Annotated in this window: 11 protein-coding genes and 2 pseudogenes; 5 read left to right on the top strand and 8 right to left on the bottom strand. The window is 67.2% G+C overall.

Annotated elements, in window-relative coordinates:
* Positions 1–400 precede the first annotated feature (400 nt).
* The 8 genes and pseudogenes from GD1_RS17545 to GD1_RS17510 form a co-directional block, all read right to left on the bottom strand.
* Positions 401–1,232 (bottom strand): annotated as a pseudogene (locus GD1_RS17545) (SDR family NAD(P)-dependent oxidoreductase).
* 103 nt (positions 1,233–1,335) lie between these two features.
* A complete protein-coding gene (locus GD1_RS17540) occupies positions 1,336–2,004 on the bottom strand; it encodes a YoaK family protein (protein ID WP_053776210.1) in 669 nt (222 codons plus the stop codon).
* A gap of 213 nt (positions 2,005–2,217) precedes the next feature.
* The gene (locus GD1_RS17535; protein ID WP_244882857.1) at positions 2,218–3,690 is read right to left on the bottom strand and encodes an MATE family efflux transporter; all 1,473 of its coding nucleotides are present in this window, start codon (positions 3,688–3,690) and stop codon (positions 2,218–2,220) included.
* The gene (locus tag GD1_RS17530) at positions 3,687–5,114 is read right to left on the bottom strand and encodes an ABC transporter ATP-binding protein (RefSeq protein ID WP_059038566.1); all 1,428 of its coding nucleotides are present in this window, start codon (positions 5,112–5,114) and stop codon (positions 3,687–3,689) included. Before GD1_RS17530 ends, GD1_RS17535 begins: the two co-directional genes overlap by 4 nt.
* Positions 5,111–5,944, bottom strand: coding sequence for an ABC transporter permease (locus tag GD1_RS17525; RefSeq protein WP_157079535.1), 834 nt, complete (start codon positions 5,942–5,944; stop codon positions 5,111–5,113). The genes GD1_RS17530 and GD1_RS17525 overlap by 4 nt, the downstream gene beginning before the upstream one ends.
* Before the next feature lie 11 nt (positions 5,945–5,955).
* Positions 5,956–6,960, bottom strand: coding sequence for an ABC transporter permease (locus GD1_RS17520; RefSeq protein WP_307190352.1), 1,005 nt, complete (start codon positions 6,958–6,960; stop codon positions 5,956–5,958).
* Positions 6,945–8,458, bottom strand: a pseudogene (locus tag GD1_RS25790) (ABC transporter substrate-binding protein). Before GD1_RS25790 ends, GD1_RS17520 begins: the two are co-directional and overlap by 16 nt.
* Before the next feature lie 186 nt (positions 8,459–8,644).
* A complete protein-coding gene (locus GD1_RS17510) occupies positions 8,645–10,543 on the bottom strand; it encodes a sigma-54-dependent Fis family transcriptional regulator (RefSeq protein ID WP_059038562.1) in 1,899 nt (632 codons plus the stop codon).
* Between the two features lie 203 nt (positions 10,544–10,746).
* Between GD1_RS17510 and GD1_RS17505 the strand changes: the two genes are divergently transcribed.
* The 5 genes from GD1_RS17505 (at position 10,747) to GD1_RS17485 (ending at position 18,537) form a co-directional block, all read left to right on the top strand.
* Positions 10,747–12,654 carry a hydantoinase/oxoprolinase family protein gene (locus GD1_RS17505; protein WP_059038560.1) on the top strand — a complete coding sequence of 636 codons (1,908 nt, stop codon included), beginning with the start codon at positions 10,747–10,749 and terminating at the stop codon, positions 12,652–12,654.
* A 49-nt stretch (positions 12,655–12,703) separates the two neighbouring features.
* Positions 12,704–13,132: an acetone carboxylase subunit gamma gene (locus tag GD1_RS17500; RefSeq protein ID WP_059038558.1), complete on the top strand. Its 429-nt coding sequence runs from the start codon at positions 12,704–12,706 to the stop codon at positions 13,130–13,132.
* A 36-nt stretch (positions 13,133–13,168) separates the two neighbouring features.
* Positions 13,169–15,298: a hydantoinase/oxoprolinase family protein gene (locus GD1_RS17495; protein WP_059038556.1), complete on the top strand. Its 2,130-nt coding sequence runs from the start codon at positions 13,169–13,171 to the stop codon at positions 15,296–15,298.
* Between the two features lie 40 nt (positions 15,299–15,338).
* Positions 15,339–17,645 carry a hydantoinase B/oxoprolinase family protein gene (locus tag GD1_RS17490; RefSeq protein WP_059038554.1) on the top strand — a complete coding sequence of 769 codons (2,307 nt, stop codon included), beginning with the start codon at positions 15,339–15,341 and terminating at the stop codon, positions 17,643–17,645.
* A 94-nt stretch (positions 17,646–17,739) separates the two neighbouring features.
* Positions 17,740–18,537 carry a hypothetical protein gene (locus GD1_RS17485; protein ID WP_059038552.1) on the top strand — a complete coding sequence of 266 codons (798 nt, stop codon included), beginning with the start codon at positions 17,740–17,742 and terminating at the stop codon, positions 18,535–18,537.
* Positions 18,538–18,635 lie beyond the last annotated feature (98 nt).

Raw genomic sequence — 18,635 nt, 5'->3', positions numbered from 1 at the left:
CTGAGCCGGGACCGAGCATCGCGAGGACCCGAGTCGAAATCCCCGCAGCCAACCTTGCGTGGCGACCACCTCAGCGGCGGTCACACCGGCGAACTCGGCCGACAGAGGTTTCGACACGCCTCGTCGCTACGCTCCTCATCGGCTCAACCACCCACTCGGCGTAGCTGATTGATCCAATCCGTCTTCCATGAGCGAACCGCGCCTACTACGATGATTGAGCCGGGACCGAGCATCGCGAGGACCCGAGTCGAAATCCCCGCAGCCAACATCGGATGTCAACCACCTCAGAAGTGACTCAACCACCGACCGCTCGTTGATGATCGATTTCGAAGACCCGAGTCGAAGCCCCGATGCGACGCGCTCCTGCAATTCCGACGTCCACCACTTCGCCTTGGCCGCTTCACCCGATCCCGACGAGCCCCTCCGACGCCGTCCACAGCCCGTCGACGAGTTCGGGCTTGCGGGCCTGCGGGTTCTCCCGACCGTTGGCGGTGAACCGGCTGAAGTACACACCGTTGATCTCCGGGTCGGCACCGCGGTCGGCCAACGCGATCAACGGGGCCGCACCCTGTTCCGGCGTGATGGGTGCCGAACCGTTTGAGCGGCGACCGATACAGGAGCCCGACGACGAACGAGTCGCGGCCGAATCCGGTGGCAGCTGGTCCGGGATGTACTGCAGCCGAAACGATCCCGTCATCGGACCATCTCTCGGCGATACCTCGTGTGAACAGGATGTTCGCCAGCTTTCCCGTGCCGTAACACCGTAGCTCCAGCTTTCGGCGCCGGGTGAAGTCCAGATCGTCGAGATCGACGCTGCCGGCCAGGTTGCCGATACTCGAGGTGTTCAGGACGAGTGCACCCGACGCCGCGGCAAGACGGGGACGCAGCAGATTGGTGAGCAGGAAGCCGCCGAGATGGTTGATCTGGAAGTTCGGTTCGTGGCCGTCGACGGTCCGGTGTCTCGGGTCGAAGGTGCCACCGGCGTTGTTCATCAGCACATCGATCGTCTGCACGCGCTCGGATAGTCGTTCGGCGAGTGCGCGGACGTCGTCGAGTCTCGCATAGTCGGCGGTGAACGCGGTGGCACCGGTCTCCGCGGCGATCGCCTCGGTCTTGTCCACCGAGCGACCGACGACGATGAGGTCGGTCCCCTCCCCCGCGAGTTCTCGCGCCGCCACGGCGCCGATACCGTTGCTGGCGCCCGTGATCACCACTGTGCGTGTCGTCGTCATCGCGACCCATCTCCTCGTCTCGGCTCCCCCGTCCATCATCGGTACCGCGGCGCCATCGGGCACGGTGAACCGCGGTATCGGGGGCGAGGGACGATCACCGCGTTCAGGTCCCGGGTTCGGCTCGCCGCTCGTCCACGACGAACAGCACCAGGGTGACCGCCAGAAAGGCCGCCGGGATCCATGCGGCCCGGGCACCCCACTCGTGGGAGGCGAACGCACCGATCACCGCCCCGGCAGCGAAGATCCCGACCACCCCGAGATACACGCGGAAGGCGTACCGGGACACGCTGTCTCGATCGGCCAAGGTGGCGTATCCGGCCTCCACCAGGCGCATCAGATTGCCGGTGGTCGCGACCGACACATAGTTGAGATCACCGATACTGCGGAACAGTTCGATCTGCATCGCCGCCAGGAATGCGATCGGGATGGTCGCAATCCAGTGTGGCGCGGAAGTGGGCACGAATCCCACGGCGCACAGGATCACGGCGAACAGCGCCACCGTCACGCGGATCGGGTAGTGCAGTATCCGGTCGAGGCGGCCGGCCTTGATGTGTACCGCCGACACCACGCCGACGACGAAGGCGATGATCGGCCACAGATGCCCGAGCGCCTGATGCCACTGCCGCCCGGCGAGATCGATCCCGAAGAAGATGACGTTGCCGGTCTGCGCATTCGCGAACACCCCGCCGCGGACCAGAAAGGTGTAGCTGTCGAGGAATCCGCTCGCACAGGTGAGCAAGAGCGCGAACCGCAATGTCGCGGAGGTCTCCATCAGGTCCTTCCCGGACGACACAGTCCTCGGGCAGCCCACGGCGCGGCCCGGCCCGAACCGCGCCCTGCGTCCCGACACCGTCGGGTACCGCGATCGTAGGTCGCCCGGGTCGTACTCGCCGGGTGCATCACCGGATTCACGACGATCCGATCGCGGGCCCTGTCGAGAACGGTTCGGCCGCATCCCGCTCGGACCGTGCTCGGGTGGGGCGCATCAGGCCCGGGATTCGATCACCGCCAGCCGTCGTCGGAAGGTCCGCAACAGCAGGAGCGCCGCGATCAGCAGACCGCACGACAGTCCGACCCAGATGCCGGTCGTCTCCAGACCCAGTCCGTACGCCAGGATCAAGCCCACCGGCAGGCCCACAACCCAGTACCCGATCAGGGTGATCGCGAAGCTCGACGTGGTGTCCTGCACGCCGCATAGGAGTCCGATACCGATGTTCTGCGCGGAGTCGACGAACTGCTGGAACACGGCGATCGCGAGCAGGACCGTCGCGACCGACATGACCGCATCGTCAGAAATGTCGGTGAACAATCCCAGAACCGCGTTCGGGGCAAGGAGATAGACCACGCCGACGGCGCCGACGACCACCGCCGCGTGGGAGTAGGCGACGATCGCGACCGTCCTCGACCGTACGGCGGTGCCGAGACCGACGAACCGGCTCACCAGGATCGACGAACCGTGCGAGATACCCACCGAGACCTGGAAGACGATGTAGGTGAGCTGGTTGACCACGTTGTGCGCAGCGAGGGCCGGCGCCCCGAATCCGCCGATGATGATCGCCGCCACCGTGAACAGACCGGCCTCACTGCCGTAGGTCCCGGCGATCGGCGTCCCGAGACGCAGGATGCGCCGCACCGTGGATGCCTGCGAACGATGCACTGCCACACCGAAGATCGGCGCGAGGGTACGGTCGCGCCGCACCACGATCGCGATGATCACGAATGTCACCAGATAGACCAGCGAGGTGGAGAGTCCGATCCCGGTCAGTCCGAGGGCGGGCATCCCGAAGGTCCCGTGGATGAACATCCAGTTGAGCGCGATGTTGATCAGCATCGACACGACGGTGATCAGCAGAAGCGCCTTGGGTCGTCGCATGCCGACGGTGAACTGTCGGATCACCTGAAACCACAGACACGGCAACAGTCCCGGGGCCAGCGCGACGAGCATCCACATCGTCGGTTCCGCGACCGTGGCGCCCACTCCGACGACACGCAGCACCATACCGAGCGCGACCAGGACCACGCCGCCGGCGATCCCGGCGAGGGTCGCGATCAGGAAGCTCGACCGCACGATGTCGCGGATCTCGTCCGCGACATCGGTGGCGTCCGGGCCATCCGCGATCGCCCGGGCCCCGTCGGCCGCGCAAGCCCGGCCGTGGCGCCCCACCGCATGCGCGACCAGGTTGCCCACCGCGGTGATCAGGCCGACGCCCATCGTGCGGACCTGGTTGAACAGGGTGATCGCGAGGCCACCGGCGGCGAGGGCCTCGGTGCTGATCAGTCCCATCATCGCGAGGTCGGTGGTGGTCAGCGCGACCTGCGCGAGCTGGGTGAGGGCGATCGGCGCCGACAGCCCCACCAGCTCACGGCCGGTGCGCCGGTAGGTCATCGGGTCGGCGTCTGCACCCACCGGCCGCGCGGCATCCGGGCGGTCCGCACGGCCCGAACCGTCCCCGGTCACGTCTCGACCAGCCGTCCGGCGGTCAGGGTGAGGGTGCTGTCGCAGAACCGTCGGACCAGGTCGAGATCGTGGCTGATCACCATCACCGCGATCCGTCGCTCGTCCATCACATCGCGCAGCAGTTCCATGATCGACGCCGCGGTGGCCTCGTCGAGCGCCGATGTCACCTCATCACAGATCAACACCTCGGGCCGATGGGCGAGGGCACGCGCCACCGAGACCCGTTGCCGCTGACCGCCCGACAGCTCATGGGGGTACCGGGTCCTGTGCTCGCCGGTCAGCCCCACCGATTCGAGCAGTTCGTCGATCACCTGTGTGCGTCGGCCACCGTCCCCGACTCCCGACCGCTGCAGTGGACGGGCGAGGGTCTCGGCCACCGTCCTGGCCGGATTGAGCGTCGACATCGGATTCTGTGGCACGAGCTGGATGGCCCGCCGCACATCCCGGCGTCGGCGTGATCCGCGCAGGTTGATGCGATCACCGTCGAGGTGAAGGGTTCCGGTGGCCGGGGATTCGAGTCCGGCCGGCACCCGGGCGAGGCTGGTCTTCCCCGCACCCGACGCTCCGACCACCGCCGTCGAACGACCGCGCCGCAGGGCGATGTCGGCACCGTCGAGCACGGGTTGCCCACCGCGGACGAGCCGGATGCCGGCACCGGCGAGGATCACCGAATCGCCTGTGTCACCGGGTATCCTGCCGCCCGATGCTCCGCGCCCGGCGGGAGTGGCCGTGCACGGGGCCGGCGTGTACGACACCGGAACGGCCGGTCCGACGACGACGTGCTCGTCGGCGAGCGCGTCCAGGGTGGCGGCCTGATGACCGGAGACCCCGATCGCCAGACCTTCCTCGTCGGCGAGTTCGCGGAGGAGCTCGACGATGCCGTCGCGGACCCGGGCGTCGAGTCCGGCGAACGGTTCGTCCACCAGCAGCACGTCCACACCCCGAACCAGCGCTCGCGCCAACGCAACCCGGCGCTGTTGCCCACCGGACAACTCTCCCGGCCGCCGGCCCGTCATCGATGCGGGCAGGCCCACCCGATCGAGCGCCCAACCGGGATCGCGGTGCGCGGTGTCGTCGGCGAGTTCACCGAGCAGGGTCCGCACCCGCATCGTCGGATTGAGTGCGGAACCCGGATCCTGCCCCACGAAGGCCAGGTGCTCGCGTCGGAGCGCACGGAGCTCATCGGGCGGCAGCCTCAGGACATCATGTCCGAGGACACGGACACTGCCCGCACCGAGTCGCGCACCGGGTGGCAGGTGACCGAGCACCGCCTGCATCAATGTGGTCTTGCCCGAGCCGGATTCACCACTGATCGCGGTGATCTTCCCGGGCCGCAGGGTCAGTGCACCGTGGGTCAGCAGTGTGTGGAGACCGTCGGATGTGGTCACGGTGAGGTCGTCGACGACGACATGCGGCCGGGTCATGTGCGCATCCGTCGGTCGTCGGGGCGTAGCGCGTCGATGGTGAGGTTGACGCTGATCGCGAGGACACCGATGGCAATGCTCGGCAGCACCACCGCCCACGGGTTCAGCAGGATGCCCGCGCCGTTCTCCCGGACCATCACCGCCCAGTTCGTTCGGCCGAGCGTGGCGGGCAGCTGCAGGAATGCGGCGGTGCTGACCAGATACATCGCCTCGACGAATCGCAGCCCGAGCTGCGTGGTCACGGTGTGCCGCAGATTGGGGAGCACCTCACGAAAGACCAGGTACCACAGTCGCTCTCCACTGGCGACGGCCACCTCGACGTAGCCGCTCACCGCGATCCCGGCCGCCGCGGCCGCGAAAACCCGTGCCGAATAGGTGGTTCCGATGACCACGGCGATCCCGACGAGGCCATAGGCCCCCGACTGCGGCCACGACAGCATCACCAGCAGGATCGCCAACACCGGCGGTACCAGCATCAACAGGTCCGTGCACCGTTCGATGGCGTCCCCCACGGCGGGTCGCACGGCCGCGATGGTCCCGATCACCGCCGCGAGGAAGGTCACCAGCAGGGCGATCATCGTGGCCAACAGCAACAGCCCCCAGCCGCCGGTGAGCAGGTGACTCCAGACGTCCTGGCCGAGGTGATCGGTTCCGGCAGGAGCCTGTGATGATGCCGGTGCGTAGGGGATTCCGACGCCCTCGTCGACGCGGTGCGGGGCGATCCACGGTCCGACGACGGCGATGCCGACGATCACCAGCGCCGGGATCACCAGGAGAACCGCCCGTACCCGCGGGGCGATCGCCGGGGTTCTCCTGGCCGGGGTTCTCATGGCCGGAATCCTCATCGTCCACGCACCGCCCAGACGCGCAGGAGGTCGGCGGCCAGCAGGATCACGGTGATCGCGGCACCGGGGAGGGCGACAACGGATGCGACCAGCACGGCGTCACGGTCGGCCACCGATCCGGCCAGGACCGATCCGATCCCCGGATAGTTGAAGATGGTCTCGACCACCAGCGCACCGCCGAGCAGCATGCCCACCGAGGTGGCCAGTGAGGTGGCGATGGTGGGCAGGGCGATCGGGAACACATGGCGGAACAGGATGTGCCGCTGCCCGAGCCCGTCGAGTTCTGCGGCCGACACGTGGGGTGAGCCCGATGCGTCGACGAGCGCCGCACGGGCGACACGAATGTTCCACGCCGACTGTGGGATGGCCAGGGCGAGGACCGGGAGGACCAGCATCGACGGGCTCGCCGGTGCGCCTGCCGCATTCGTGATGGTCACCGCCGGAAACCAGCCGGCCCCCAGCGAGAAGACGAACACCAGCATGGTGGCGACCACGAATTCGGGTACGGCGATCATCATCGTCGTCGACGGCGACAGCACCCGCGCGGAGATCCCGCGGGGTCGCAGTGCCCACACCGCACCACCGGCAACGGTGACCAGCGCGGTCACGACCAGCGCCAGCCCGCCGAGCAGCAACGTGTTGGGCATCTTGGTCGACACGACCTCACCGATCGGGATGCCGCGGACGGTGGTTCCGAGGTCGCCGGTCAGCAGTCCGCCCAACCAGTCGACGTAGCGGACGGCGAGGGGCCGGTCCAGGCCGAGTGCATGCTCGTATGCCGCAACCTGTTCCGGAGTCGCATCGCGACCGAGTGCTGCGCGTGCCGCATTTCCGGGCAGGAAGTCCACGGCGGCGAACACGAGGGTCAGGACGGCCAGGAGCAGCAACGCCCGCTGTGCGATCACGGTGGCGATCCAGATCACGGTGGGGGCAGACCGCCTCGGCCACGACCCCGATGCTTCCACCAACGCCGCACCGGGCGTGATCAACTCGACAGCCACGCCTTCTCGAGCTGGACACGGCCGTACCCGCCGAGCGTCGGCAGGCCGGAGACCGTCGACGATGCGACGTCGACCCCGTCGACCATGCCCCAGACGATGTAGCCCCCACGCTCGTACTGGATCCGTTGGAGGGTGGTGCTCGCCGCGGTGTAGCTCGCGTCGTCGGCGGCCGAGAGCGCCGCGGTGTAGGCCGCGTCGAACTCGGGGTCGTGGAAATCGGTCTCGTTCCACTTGGTTCCGGAGTACATGGTCTTGCTCGCGAAGAAGATCACGGAGTCGTTGGTCCCCCAGTTCACGGTGTAGAACGGTGCCTGCAACCAGGTTTCGTCGTAGAAGGTGTTGGCGTCCTGAACCACCACGTCGACGGTGACGCCGATGTCGGCGACCTGGGTGGCGAAGAGCTTCACCGAATCGACCTCCCCGACGGCTTCCTCCTTGGTGACCAGGGGGTAGGTGGCCCCGGTGTCGAAGCCGGCCTCGGCGAGGAGCTGCCGGGCGCGGGCGAGGTCGCGACGGCGCTGGGGAAGCGACTTGTCGTAGAGCGGATCACCCACACCCAGAACGTCATTGGCCACACTGCCGTATCCGGAGGCCACCTGGGTGACCATCGCCTCGCGGTCGGTGGCCAGGCGCAGCGCCTCACGTACCCGCGGGTCGGCGAACGGACCGCCGGAGGTACGCATCACCACGGCGATCACGACGTCGTTGGGGCGTCGGACGACGGTGAGGTCCGAGCGTCCCTCGGCGGTACGTCCCGCCACCGCACCGACATTCGAGGCCAGGTCGATCTGACCGGTGAGCACTGCGTTCGCCATCGCCGTGGGGCTGTCGAATCGGGTGACCTCGATCGCGTCCAGCCGGGGCGCACCCCCGTACCAGGTTTCGTTGCGCACCAGTCGCGCGTTCCCGTCGGTGTACGACTCGAGTTCGAACGGACGGTACCGTTCGCCGAGGTGAAGTCGGTGGTGCCCTCCTTCACGGTGAAGGTCATGAGCCGCAACAGCAACGGGAGCTCCCGGTTGGGTGCTGCGGTGGTGATCACCACCGCATCGGGACCGTCGGCGACGACGTCATCGACCGAGGCCACCGGAACCTTTGTCTCACCGGCGATCTCACGGAGACGGCGCAGCGACCAGACGACGTCGGCGGAGGTGACCGGTGAGCCGTCGTGGAAGGTGGCGCCGTCGGCGATGGTGAACCGCCAGCTGCGGAGGTCGTCGAGCTGGGTCCATTGGGTGGCCAGCCGCGGGGCGACGTTGGGGTCGGCCCCCGGGACGGTGAGCGCGTCGTACACCAGGGAGGCGATGAGGAAATCGCTGTCGTTGCTCAGTGTCTGGTGCGGGTCACGCTCGGTGGTCGACGCCTTGCCCAGCGCGCCGACCCGCAGCGTCCCACCCGTACTGCCGCCTGCGCCGTTGCCGCCGCACGCGGCGAGCGCCAGTAGCGCGGAGGCACCGAGCGCGGCCGCCAAGAAGTGCCGACGAGAAAGTTCCACGATGAGCCCACCCCAGGTTGGTCTGTCCGATCATTCGGTGGCCCAACGTAACCCAGGTAAGCCTTACCATTCCAGGGGTGCGCTCTCAGCGTTCTCACAGCGCACCTGTGCATCACACCGCCGACCACAACCGCCGAAACACCCCGGGATCAGCGGATATACACCGAAATCCCCCTTACGGCCCATCCCTCAGGCGGTGATCCCGTAGCTCTTGAGCTTCCGGTACAGCGTCGACCGCGACATCCCCACCTCGGTCGCCGCCGCAACCCGATTGCCACCGTTGTTCTGCAGTGCCGCGACGATCATGTCCCGCTCGGCGTTCTCCAGCGGGGTCAGCGTGCGGGCCGACACGGTGTGACAGTAGCCGGGCAGATCGGTCGCCTGGATCTCACCGGCCGGCCGGCGGTGCAGCGCATGATCGAGCGCCTCACGCAGCTGAGAGATGTTGCGCGGCCACGAGTAGTGCGTGATGATCCGCCACGCTTCCGGACTGAAGCGGACGCTGCGACCGCCGGCCAGTTCCGCCGACAACGCGGACACGATGGCATTGAGATCGTCGGTGCGGCACCGCAACGGTGGCACCGCGATCGAACCGTCGAAGTGGGACAGCAACTGCCGGAACGGGAGATGCGAGTCGAGTGCCGAATCCGAGAGCGTCGCCAGGAACCACACCGGGCCGTCGACCGCACCGATCTGGGTGAACAGCGCATCCAGCCGTTCCACACCGTCGGTGGAACACTGATCGATGTTCCGCACGATCATCAGGGTGGGCTCGTCGACCTCCTCGACCAGCGGCGGCACATCGTCCACCCGGCTGTCGGCGTCGAACCGGGCACCCTCGAACTGGGCACCGTCGAACTGGGTGCCATCGGCCTGGGTGGCGTCGATGACGACGCTGCGGGCCCCGGAGTACAACGAGTGGAACAGTTCCCCGGCCAGGGTGAACTTCCCGGTCCCGGTCTCCCCCATCACCACCACGGGCCGCCGGTGCTCGAGTGCGCTGCGCAGTTCGTCGCAGGCACGCTGCCACACCGGTGACCGACCGGTGACCACCGATGTGTGCGTTCGGCCCAGGTCACCGGCCAATGCCGTGGTCGCCGCGGTCGCCACCCCGGCACTGGGCAGCCGTTGCACCCCGAAACCCTGTGCGGCGACGGGGCGTCGACGGCCGCGTGAGATCACCTCGGCGGTCACCACCATGCCGACCACCGCACTCCCGATCTCGATGCGGGTGCCGCGGATGTGCACCAGTCGCCCGCCCGGCATCGTCACCGTGTCGCTGGTGTGGCCGGTGCGGCTCATCAGGAAGGTCGCGTGCTCCCGGATGGAGCGTTGTTCGTCGGCGTCGAAACCGTTCTGCGCATTCGTGTTCGCCATGAACACCGCATCCCCGAAGGCGAACACCGCATGTCGGGACGAGCGCGCCGAGGCCCGCAGGTAGGTCGCGAAGATCGCCTGCTGCGCCTGACTGCGGTCCATCAGCAGGTTGTTGCCGATGTCCTTGGCGGCGCTCTTGACCAGCGCGTGCATCACCGGACTCCATGTGGTGGTCAGCGTGGAGATGTCGAGGATGCCCTCCACCCGGCCGGTGACCGGGTCGATGATCGGTGAGCCGGTACAGGCGAAAGGCTGGAGTTGTTCGGTGAAGTGCTCGGGACCGATGACGCTGATCGGCCGGCCCGCCTCCAGGACGGTGCCGATGCCGTTGGTGCCCACGGTGTTCTCCGCATAGCGGAATCCCGGCGCCAGCTCCACACGATCGAGCAGCCGGCCGACGGCCGGTGAGACGTCGATACGCCGCACGATCCGCGCCCGACTGTCGGTCAGCGCCACCACCAGGGGCATCTCGACGATGTCGCTGATCAGCTGATCGAGCACCGGCTGTGCGCACCGGTGCAGCAGCGATTCGGTGTCGATGTCCTCGGTGTACTCGCTGCGCGGCGCCATCACGTCCACACCGGCCTCGTGGCTGCGTTCCCATGAGGCGACCACGGTGTCGGGGACACCGGCGGCACCCTGCACCCCGGAGTCCAGGAAGTCTGCACGGGCAGCCGCCACCCTCAACAACCGGTTCGCACTGTTGGGCATCGTCGCTCCTCACCCGGACCGCCCGCAGGGGCGGGCACTCGTTCTCGGTCCTCGACCAATCGTGGATGAGACCCAAGTCATAGTCCAGCGCGAATGTGTCCGATCTTGACACATCTCGAGTGACTGAGACCACACCAGAGTGGGAATCCGATGTGGCGCACGCCACTCGACCCTCCCCATCCACTGGCGACGAACGGACCGGTATGGACACACTCATCAACATCGACAACGGGGGCACGCTCACCGACATCTGCGTGTGGGACGGCTCCTCGATCAGCTTCACCAAGACCCTCACCACCCCGCATGACCTGTCGGAATGCCTGTTCACGGGCATCGAGAAGGCCTCGGAGAAGCTGTACGGCAGGGCCGACACCACGCGGCTGCTTCATCAGGCGCAACACATCCGCTACTCCACCACGCAGGGCACCAATGCGCTGGTCGAGCGGCGCGGCCCGATGATCGGTGTGATCACCAGCGTCGACGGTCTCGCCGAGCAGATGCAGCGCGACGACGCCCAGGCCAAGCTGTTCGACGGCCTGATCGGCAACCGTGTGCACACCGTCGACGCCCACGCCGACACCCTCGACTTCGACATCGTGCAGCTGGTCAACCGGCTCACCACGCAGGGCGCCGCACGCGTCGTGGTGGTCGGTGGCGACGCCGAGGTGGAGCGCACGCTGCGCAATGTGCTGCTGCGTCGCTTCCCGCGGCATCTGCTCGGCTCGGTGCCGCTGATCTACAGCTGGGAACTGGCCGGCGACCGCGACGACGCCCGCCGCGCCTGGTCGTGCGTGATCAACTCCTTCCTGCACCCGACCATGGAGCGGTTCCTCTACGGCGCCGAACGCCGGCTCAAGGAGTACAAGGTGGCCAACCCGCTGCTGGTGTACCGCAACGACGGCGCATCCTCCCGTGTGGCCAAGTCGGTGGCGCTCAAGACGTACTCGTCGGGACCGCGTGGCGGACTCGAGGGCACCGCGGCGCTCGCCGGCGTATACGGCCTGCCGCATGCGCTGATGATGGACATCGGCGGTACCACCACCGATGTCGGGATGGTGCGCGACAGTGAAGTCGCCGTCCTCGACCGCGGCGCCATCGAGGGAGTCGACATCTCCTACGAGATGAGCGATGTGCGCTCCACCGGTGTCGGCGGATCGTCGGTGATCGCGGTGACCGACGGCACCATCACCGTCGGTCCCAAGTCGGTCGGTGCCGCTCCCGGACCGGCGTGCTTCGGTTTCGGCGGCAAGCAGGCCACCATCACCGACGTCAACCTGCTGCTCGGGGTGCTCGACGCCGACACCTACCTGGACGGCACCTTCACCCTCGACGCCGAACGCTCCCGCGCGGTGATCACCGAGACCATCGCCGAGCCGCTCGGGATCGGTCTCGACGAGGCGCTGATCCGGATGGAGCAGGCGTTCTTCACCGCACTGGCACAGTCGTTCTCGTCGTGGGTCGAATCCGACACCACGCTGCTCGCCTTCGGTGGTGCGGGCCCGATGAGTGCCGCCGGTGCCGCCCGCCGGGCCGGTGTGCGTCAGGTGCTCATCCCGCGCACCGCCGCGGTCTTCTCCGCCTTCGGGATCGCGTTCTCCGATGTCGGCAAGACCTATGAGGTGGTGATCGACGAGGCCACCGCCGACGCGGCCCTGGCGACCCACAACGAGCTCCTCGCCCGCGCCGAGCGCGACATGTTCCAGGAGGGCTATGCGCTCGCCGACTGCGAGACCCGGTGGCAGCTGGTCCTCGAGAGCACCGACACCGGCGCCCGGTCGCGTGTGCCGTATGCGCCGGGCGACGACGTCGAGTACCCCGGCCACACGCTCACCCTGGAACTGACCACCACCGCGCCGCTGCCGCATCCCGAACTCGCCGAACAGGAATCGGTCGACGAGACACCGGCCCCGGCGACCGGCACCCGTCGGGTCCGGTCGGCCGCCGATACCGTCGACGAGGTACCGGTGCATGTGCTCGAGGACCTCTCCCCCGGGCACAGCGGCGACGGCCCGGCGATCATCGAGGGCCCCTTCTTCACCGCACGGGTCCTGCCCGGCTGGCACTTCCGGGTCACCTCGGCCGGCGACCTGCTGCTCACCGACGTCGGCTGATCCTCCCGAACCGACTGTCCCCCACTCCCGTACGAAAGGAGGGACTCCCATGCGAGTCCCGATGACCGAATACCTGCTGATCGACCTCGACTCCGAACGCTGGGTGTGCCGCGTCTGCGCCCAGGACATGGGTTCGGCCCATGACAACTACAAGCCGGGAACGCTGGTGTACGACCGTGATCCGCGCGAGATCCACCAGCCGATCATCGACCCGGAGCGCTACGAGTACACCTTCAGCCCCGATCCCACCTACTGCCGCATCCTGGAGTACTACTGCCCCGGATGCGCCACCCAGATCGAGGTGGAGTACCTCCCGCCGGGCCATCCGCCGGCCAACGACATCCAGGTCGACGTCGCCGCGCTGCGCCGGCAGTGGGCCGAGCGCGGTGTCGACGCCGAGGAGGTCTTCAACTACGGCCCCGGCGAGGACGCCCAGGCCTATACCGCGGCATTGAAGGCCGCCGGCCAGATCCGCTGACCCGAACCACTATTCGATCTTCTTCCGGGAGAACCCATGAAACGCATCTCCGTTGACATCGGCGGAACCTTCACCGACTGCTTCTTCGTCTGGGACGACATCTACGTCGACGCCAAATCCCTGACCACACACCACAATCTGGCGATCGGATTCAACGACGCCCTCGACCTGGCCTGCAAGCGTGCGGGACTGGACCGCTCGACGGTGCTCAGCGAGGTCGACTCGGTGCGCTACGCCACCACCCTGGGCACCAACGCCCTGATCGAGCGCAACGGCCCGCAGGTCGCCGCGATCGTCACCCACGGGTTCGAGGACACCATCCCGCTCTCGCGTGGTCGCGGATACGGTGAGGGCCTCGACTATTCGATGCAGCAGAACCTGCCCGCCGCCGAGCGTCCGGAACCGCTGGTGCCGCGCGCCATGATCCGTTCGGTCAAGGAGCGCATCAACTCCGCCGGAAAGGTCGTCGCCGCACTCGATCCCGACGACGTCCGGTCGGTGGTGCGCGAACTCGTCGACGCCGGCGCCGAGGCGATCGTCGTCTCGCTGACCAATGCCACCGAGAACCCCGAGCACGAGCTGGCGATCCAGGAGATCATCCTCGACGAGTTCCCGCCGCACGAGTTGGGCGCCATCCCGGTGCTGCTCGGTCATCAGGTGTCCGGCCGCAAGGGCGAGTACGTGCGTGCCACGTCGACGATCATCGACGGCTACCTGCACGAGATCATGTTCCATGCGTTGTCCCAGCTGTCGAACAACCTGCGCGACTTCGGCTACGACAAGCCGATGCTGGTGATCCACAACTCCGGCGGTATGGCGCAGATGAACTCCACCGATGCGTTGCAGACCATCCACTCGGGTCCGATCGCCGGTGTCGGTGCGGCCGAGCATCTGTCCAACGAGACCGGGATCGGGCATGTCATCTCCACCGACATGGGCGGTACCTCCTTCGACATCGGCCTGGTCCCCGAGGGCGGCGTCAAGCACTACGACTTCCTGCCCACCATCGACCGCTGGCTGGTCAGCGTGCCGATGGTCCACCTCGACACCCTCGGTGCCGGTGGCGGTTCCATCGCGAGCTACGACCGCATCCACAACTCGGTCAAGATCGGCCCGCAGTCGGCCGGCTCGAATCCCGGACCGGCCTGCTACGACCGTGGCGGCCTCAAGCCGACGGTGACCGACGCCGACCTGGTGCTGGGCTATCTCGATCCGGACAACTACGCCAACGGGTTCATCAAGCTCAACCCGAAGCGGGCACGGTTCGCCCTGGAGGAGAACCTGTGCGACCACCTCGACATGGACGTCGTCGAGGTGGCCCGGGTGATCAAGGACGGCGTCGACGAGCAGATGGCGATCGGCATCGGCAAGGAGCTGCGCGTCCGCGGCTACCTGCCGGAGGACTTCACCATGCTCGCCTACGGCGGCAACGGTCCGCTGCACGCCTGCGGCGTCGCCCGCCACGCCGGGATCAAACGAGTTCTCGCACCCCCGTTCTCGTCGGTGTTCTCCGCATGCGGTGCCGGCAACATGCGCCAGCTGCACTTCCACGAGCGCGGCGTACACGTCACCATGTACAACGCCACCACCCGTTCGCTCTACGACGACTACGTCGAATTCAACACGGTGGTCGCCGAACTCGAGGCCAAGGGGCGTGAGGACCTGGTCCGCCAGGGCTTCTCCGCCGACGATGTGCGGCACCGGCTCGAGCTCGACATGCGCTACGGCAACCAGCTGCTCACCCAGGCGGTCACCCTGCCCGACATCAACCGGATGGACGGTGTGGGTGACGTGCTGGAGATCATCAAGATCTTCGGCGACGTGTACAGCCACCGGTTCGGTGCCTCGTCGGCGGCGCCGGAGGCCGGAATCCGCTGCAACACCGTGCGGGTGGCGTCCTATGTGGAGGGCGATGTGGTGAACTTCGACGAGCTCACCGTCGGCGGCGACCGCCGCGAACCCGCTCCGGCCGGACACCGCAAGGTGCACTTCATCGGCCATCCCAAGGCCATCGAGACCCCGGTCTACGACCAGGACGCCCTGACCGCCGAGTCGGTGATCCACGGGCCGGCGATCGTCACCACCGAGAACACCACCTTCCTCGTGGAACCGTCGTGGCGACTCGAACCCACCCCGCAGGGCGCCGTCTGGTTCCTGCAGGACTGACCCGCTTCGCGCACATCGACCAAATCTGTAAGGACACACGATGACTGCACTCAACGATCGCCCCACCACCCCCGCATTGACCGCGGAGGAGCAGGAGTGGGTCGACAAGTTCATGGACGAGACCACGCTGTTCCTGGGCCCTGATCGCGAGATCATGCGCAGCCACAGCATCTCCGAGCGCTCCGACCACGAGGAACTGGCCATCGCCGCCGGTGTGGACCGGATGCAGGTGGAGCGCATCCGCAAACGTATCGCCGGCGCCCTCGACGAGGGCTACGAGATGTGTGAGGCGCAGGGTGCCGCGCCGGGCGCCAAGTGGGGTGACCTCACCACCGCGATCTACACCGCGTCCGGCGACGTCTCCTATCTCTCCTGCCACGGCGTGATCGCGTTCAGCGCGATCCTGCACCACCCGATCCGGTATGTCATGAAGTACTGGAAGGACGAGCCGACCGTCGGCATCCACGAGGGTGACGGCTTCATCCACAACGACGCCCGATACGGCAACGTGCACAACACCGACCAGTCGATGATCATGCCGATCATCCGTGACGGCGAGATCATCGCGTGGGTGGCCGCCACCATCCACGAGGGTGAGAACGGGGCATGTGAACCGGGCGGTATGCCGTCCGGTTCGGAGACCGCCTTCGACGACGGCCTGCGGATGAGTCCGTTCAAGATCGTCGAACGCGGTCATCTGCGTCGCGATCTGCTGACCTTCCTGCAGCATTCGGTGCGTGACCCCAAGCTGCAGCTGGCCGATCTCAAGGTCAAGATCACCGCGGTCAACAAGATCATGGAACGCGTGAACAAGGTGATCGACGAGGTCGGGGTGGACACCTTCGTGGGCGCCCTGCGCACCACGGTGGAGGATGTCGATGCCGAGGTGCGCCGCCGCATCGCCGAACTTCCCGACGGCACCTACCGTTTCGATCAGTTCATGGACTCCACGCTCAAGGAGAACATCCTGATCAAGTTCGCCTGCAAGATCACCATCAAGGGCGATCACATGACGGTTGACCTGCGGGGTACCGGCCCGGAGATCCTCAACCGCGCCATCAACTCGCCGCTGTGTTCGGTGAAATCGATGATGATGCAGGCGATCCTGGCGTTCTGGTGGCCGGATCTGCCACGCTGCACGGCCGCGATGAGCTGCATCGAGATCATCTCCGACGAGGGGACCTGGGCGGACGCCTCCTACGACGCGCCGATGGGCCAGTCGCTGCAGGCATCGTTCCGCGGGTTCTCGGCGATGCAGGCGCTCTACAGCCGGATGTCGTTCTCCACTCCGCACAAGTACTCGAACGTGGTGGCCAACTGGTTCAACCAGATCAACACGTTCCTGTGGGGTGGTATCACCCAGCACGGCGACATGGTGGGCAACCTGTGTGCCGACCTCAACGGGATGCCCGGTGGCGCAAAGCCGTTCCGTGACGGTGAGGATGCGGTCTCCCCGCTGTTCTGTGCGATGGCCGACACCGCCGAGCAGGAGGTGATGGAAGAGGAGGTGCCGTTCATGCAGCTGGTCGCCAAGCGGCTGGTGCGCGACAACATGGGCTTCGGGAAGTTCACCGGCGGTATGGGTTACGAGATGATCGTGGCCGCCGAGGGCACCCCGCAGTGGGGTTTCATGACGGTCACCTCGGGCGCCAAGTTCTCCTCGATCTACGGGATGTACGGCGGCTACGGGTGTGGCACCTATCCGTTGGCGATGGTCAAGGGCACCAATGTCTACGAGCATTTCCGCCGGGACAACAAGACCTTCGATCTGTCGATCGAGAAGGTGATGAACAACCAGCCGTTCCCCGACGGCCGGTACTCGACCTATCACATGGGTCTGCAGTTCGATCTCGCCAAGGACGGCGAGCTGTACATGATCAGTCAGGGTGCCGGCGGTGGCTACGGTGATCCACTGGAGCGTTCCCCGGAGTCCGTCGTCGCCGACGCCGAGCTGGGTCGGATCAGCCAGAAGGTGGCCGAGGACATCTTCGCCGTCCACTACGATCCGGCGACCTTCCGGCTCGACGTCGAAGGCACCGATGCCGCCCGTACCGCGGCCCGCAAGGCGCGGCTGCAGCGGGGCAGGCCGTTCGCCGAGTTCTGCGCCGAGTTCGTGACGCCGGAACCGCCGAAGGATCTGCACTACTACGGTTCCTGGGGTTCGGACACCGAGGATCTCACCGCCACGGTGTTCACCATCGACGGCCCGAGCCGGGTGACCGCCCCGCTCGCCGAGCTGCCGCTGATCAACATCCCCGATCGCCGCGAGGTGAAGATCGCCACGCTCGAGCAGCGGGTGGCCGAGCTGGAGGCCAAGCACGGCGAGAAGGTGCGGCGCCTGCGCTGATCTCGCCCCCGACCGGCCGGGTGCGTCCACTTACCCCTGCGGTGGACGCACCCGGCCTTCCCACCCCGATTCCCTGACATCCCAGGAGTTCCCCATGAGTCTCGCCGGTCTCACCTCGGCACCGCCCAGCGGCCGTACCCGTCCACTGCTCATCGACGACACCGCCTACGCGACGGCCGTCATCCGCCAGGGCGCACCCATCCCGTGGACCGATCTCGCCGCTCTCGTCGGCCATTTCGGTCAGACCCGTTCTCTGCTCGACCCCGATGCGGTGTGGCTGGACGTCCGCCGCTGGCAGCAGGCACAACTCGAACGCACCCCCGATCTGGTCACCGAGATGGGGCGACGTTCCCGCACCGGTTACGCACTGCGGACCCTGCTCGGCGACGACGACCTGGTCGCCGGCCTCGTCACCGCGGTCACCACCATCGGTACGTCGTCACGACGCCCGGTCGTCCTGCACGTACCGTCCCCGGCGAGTTGGTTGTCGTGGGCGCACGGGGTGGCCGGCACCGATCTGGACGAGGTGGACGAGGACGCCGCCGACAGCGCCTCGATGTACATCGCCGAATGGCTCGGACGACTCGGCGCGGTCCCGGTGTCGCTGGTCCTGCTCGATGCCGTCGGCTCGCCGGCCGATACGCGGGAATCGTTGTCGGAGTACGGTTCGGTGACCAACGTCGCCAAGCACGTCGGCTGGTCGGTGGCCTTGCGCCACGCCGATATGGTCGAGGCGGCCGACGACGTCGTGATCGCGACGGTCCCCGAGACGTTCTGGACGTCGTCGGGCGATCCCGATCCCGAGATCCTGGGTGCCGACATCCTCCTGGCGACGATCCCCGCCGCCGCATCCCCCGAGCACGTCCTCGATCGGCTGGCCACACTACGCTGACGGCCCGGTCGCCGATCCGACAACCACGTCCGAGGTGGTCACGTCGACGACCCCGGCCGACAGAGGCACCCGTGGATGATTGAGCCGGGACCGAGCAT

The sequence above is a fragment of the Gordonia desulfuricans NBRC 100010 genome (genome assembly GCF_001485495.1).
GTDB lineage: Bacteria > Actinomycetota > Actinomycetes > Mycobacteriales > Mycobacteriaceae > Gordonia > Gordonia desulfuricans.
This window is presented reverse-complemented; position numbering and strand designations above follow the sequence as displayed.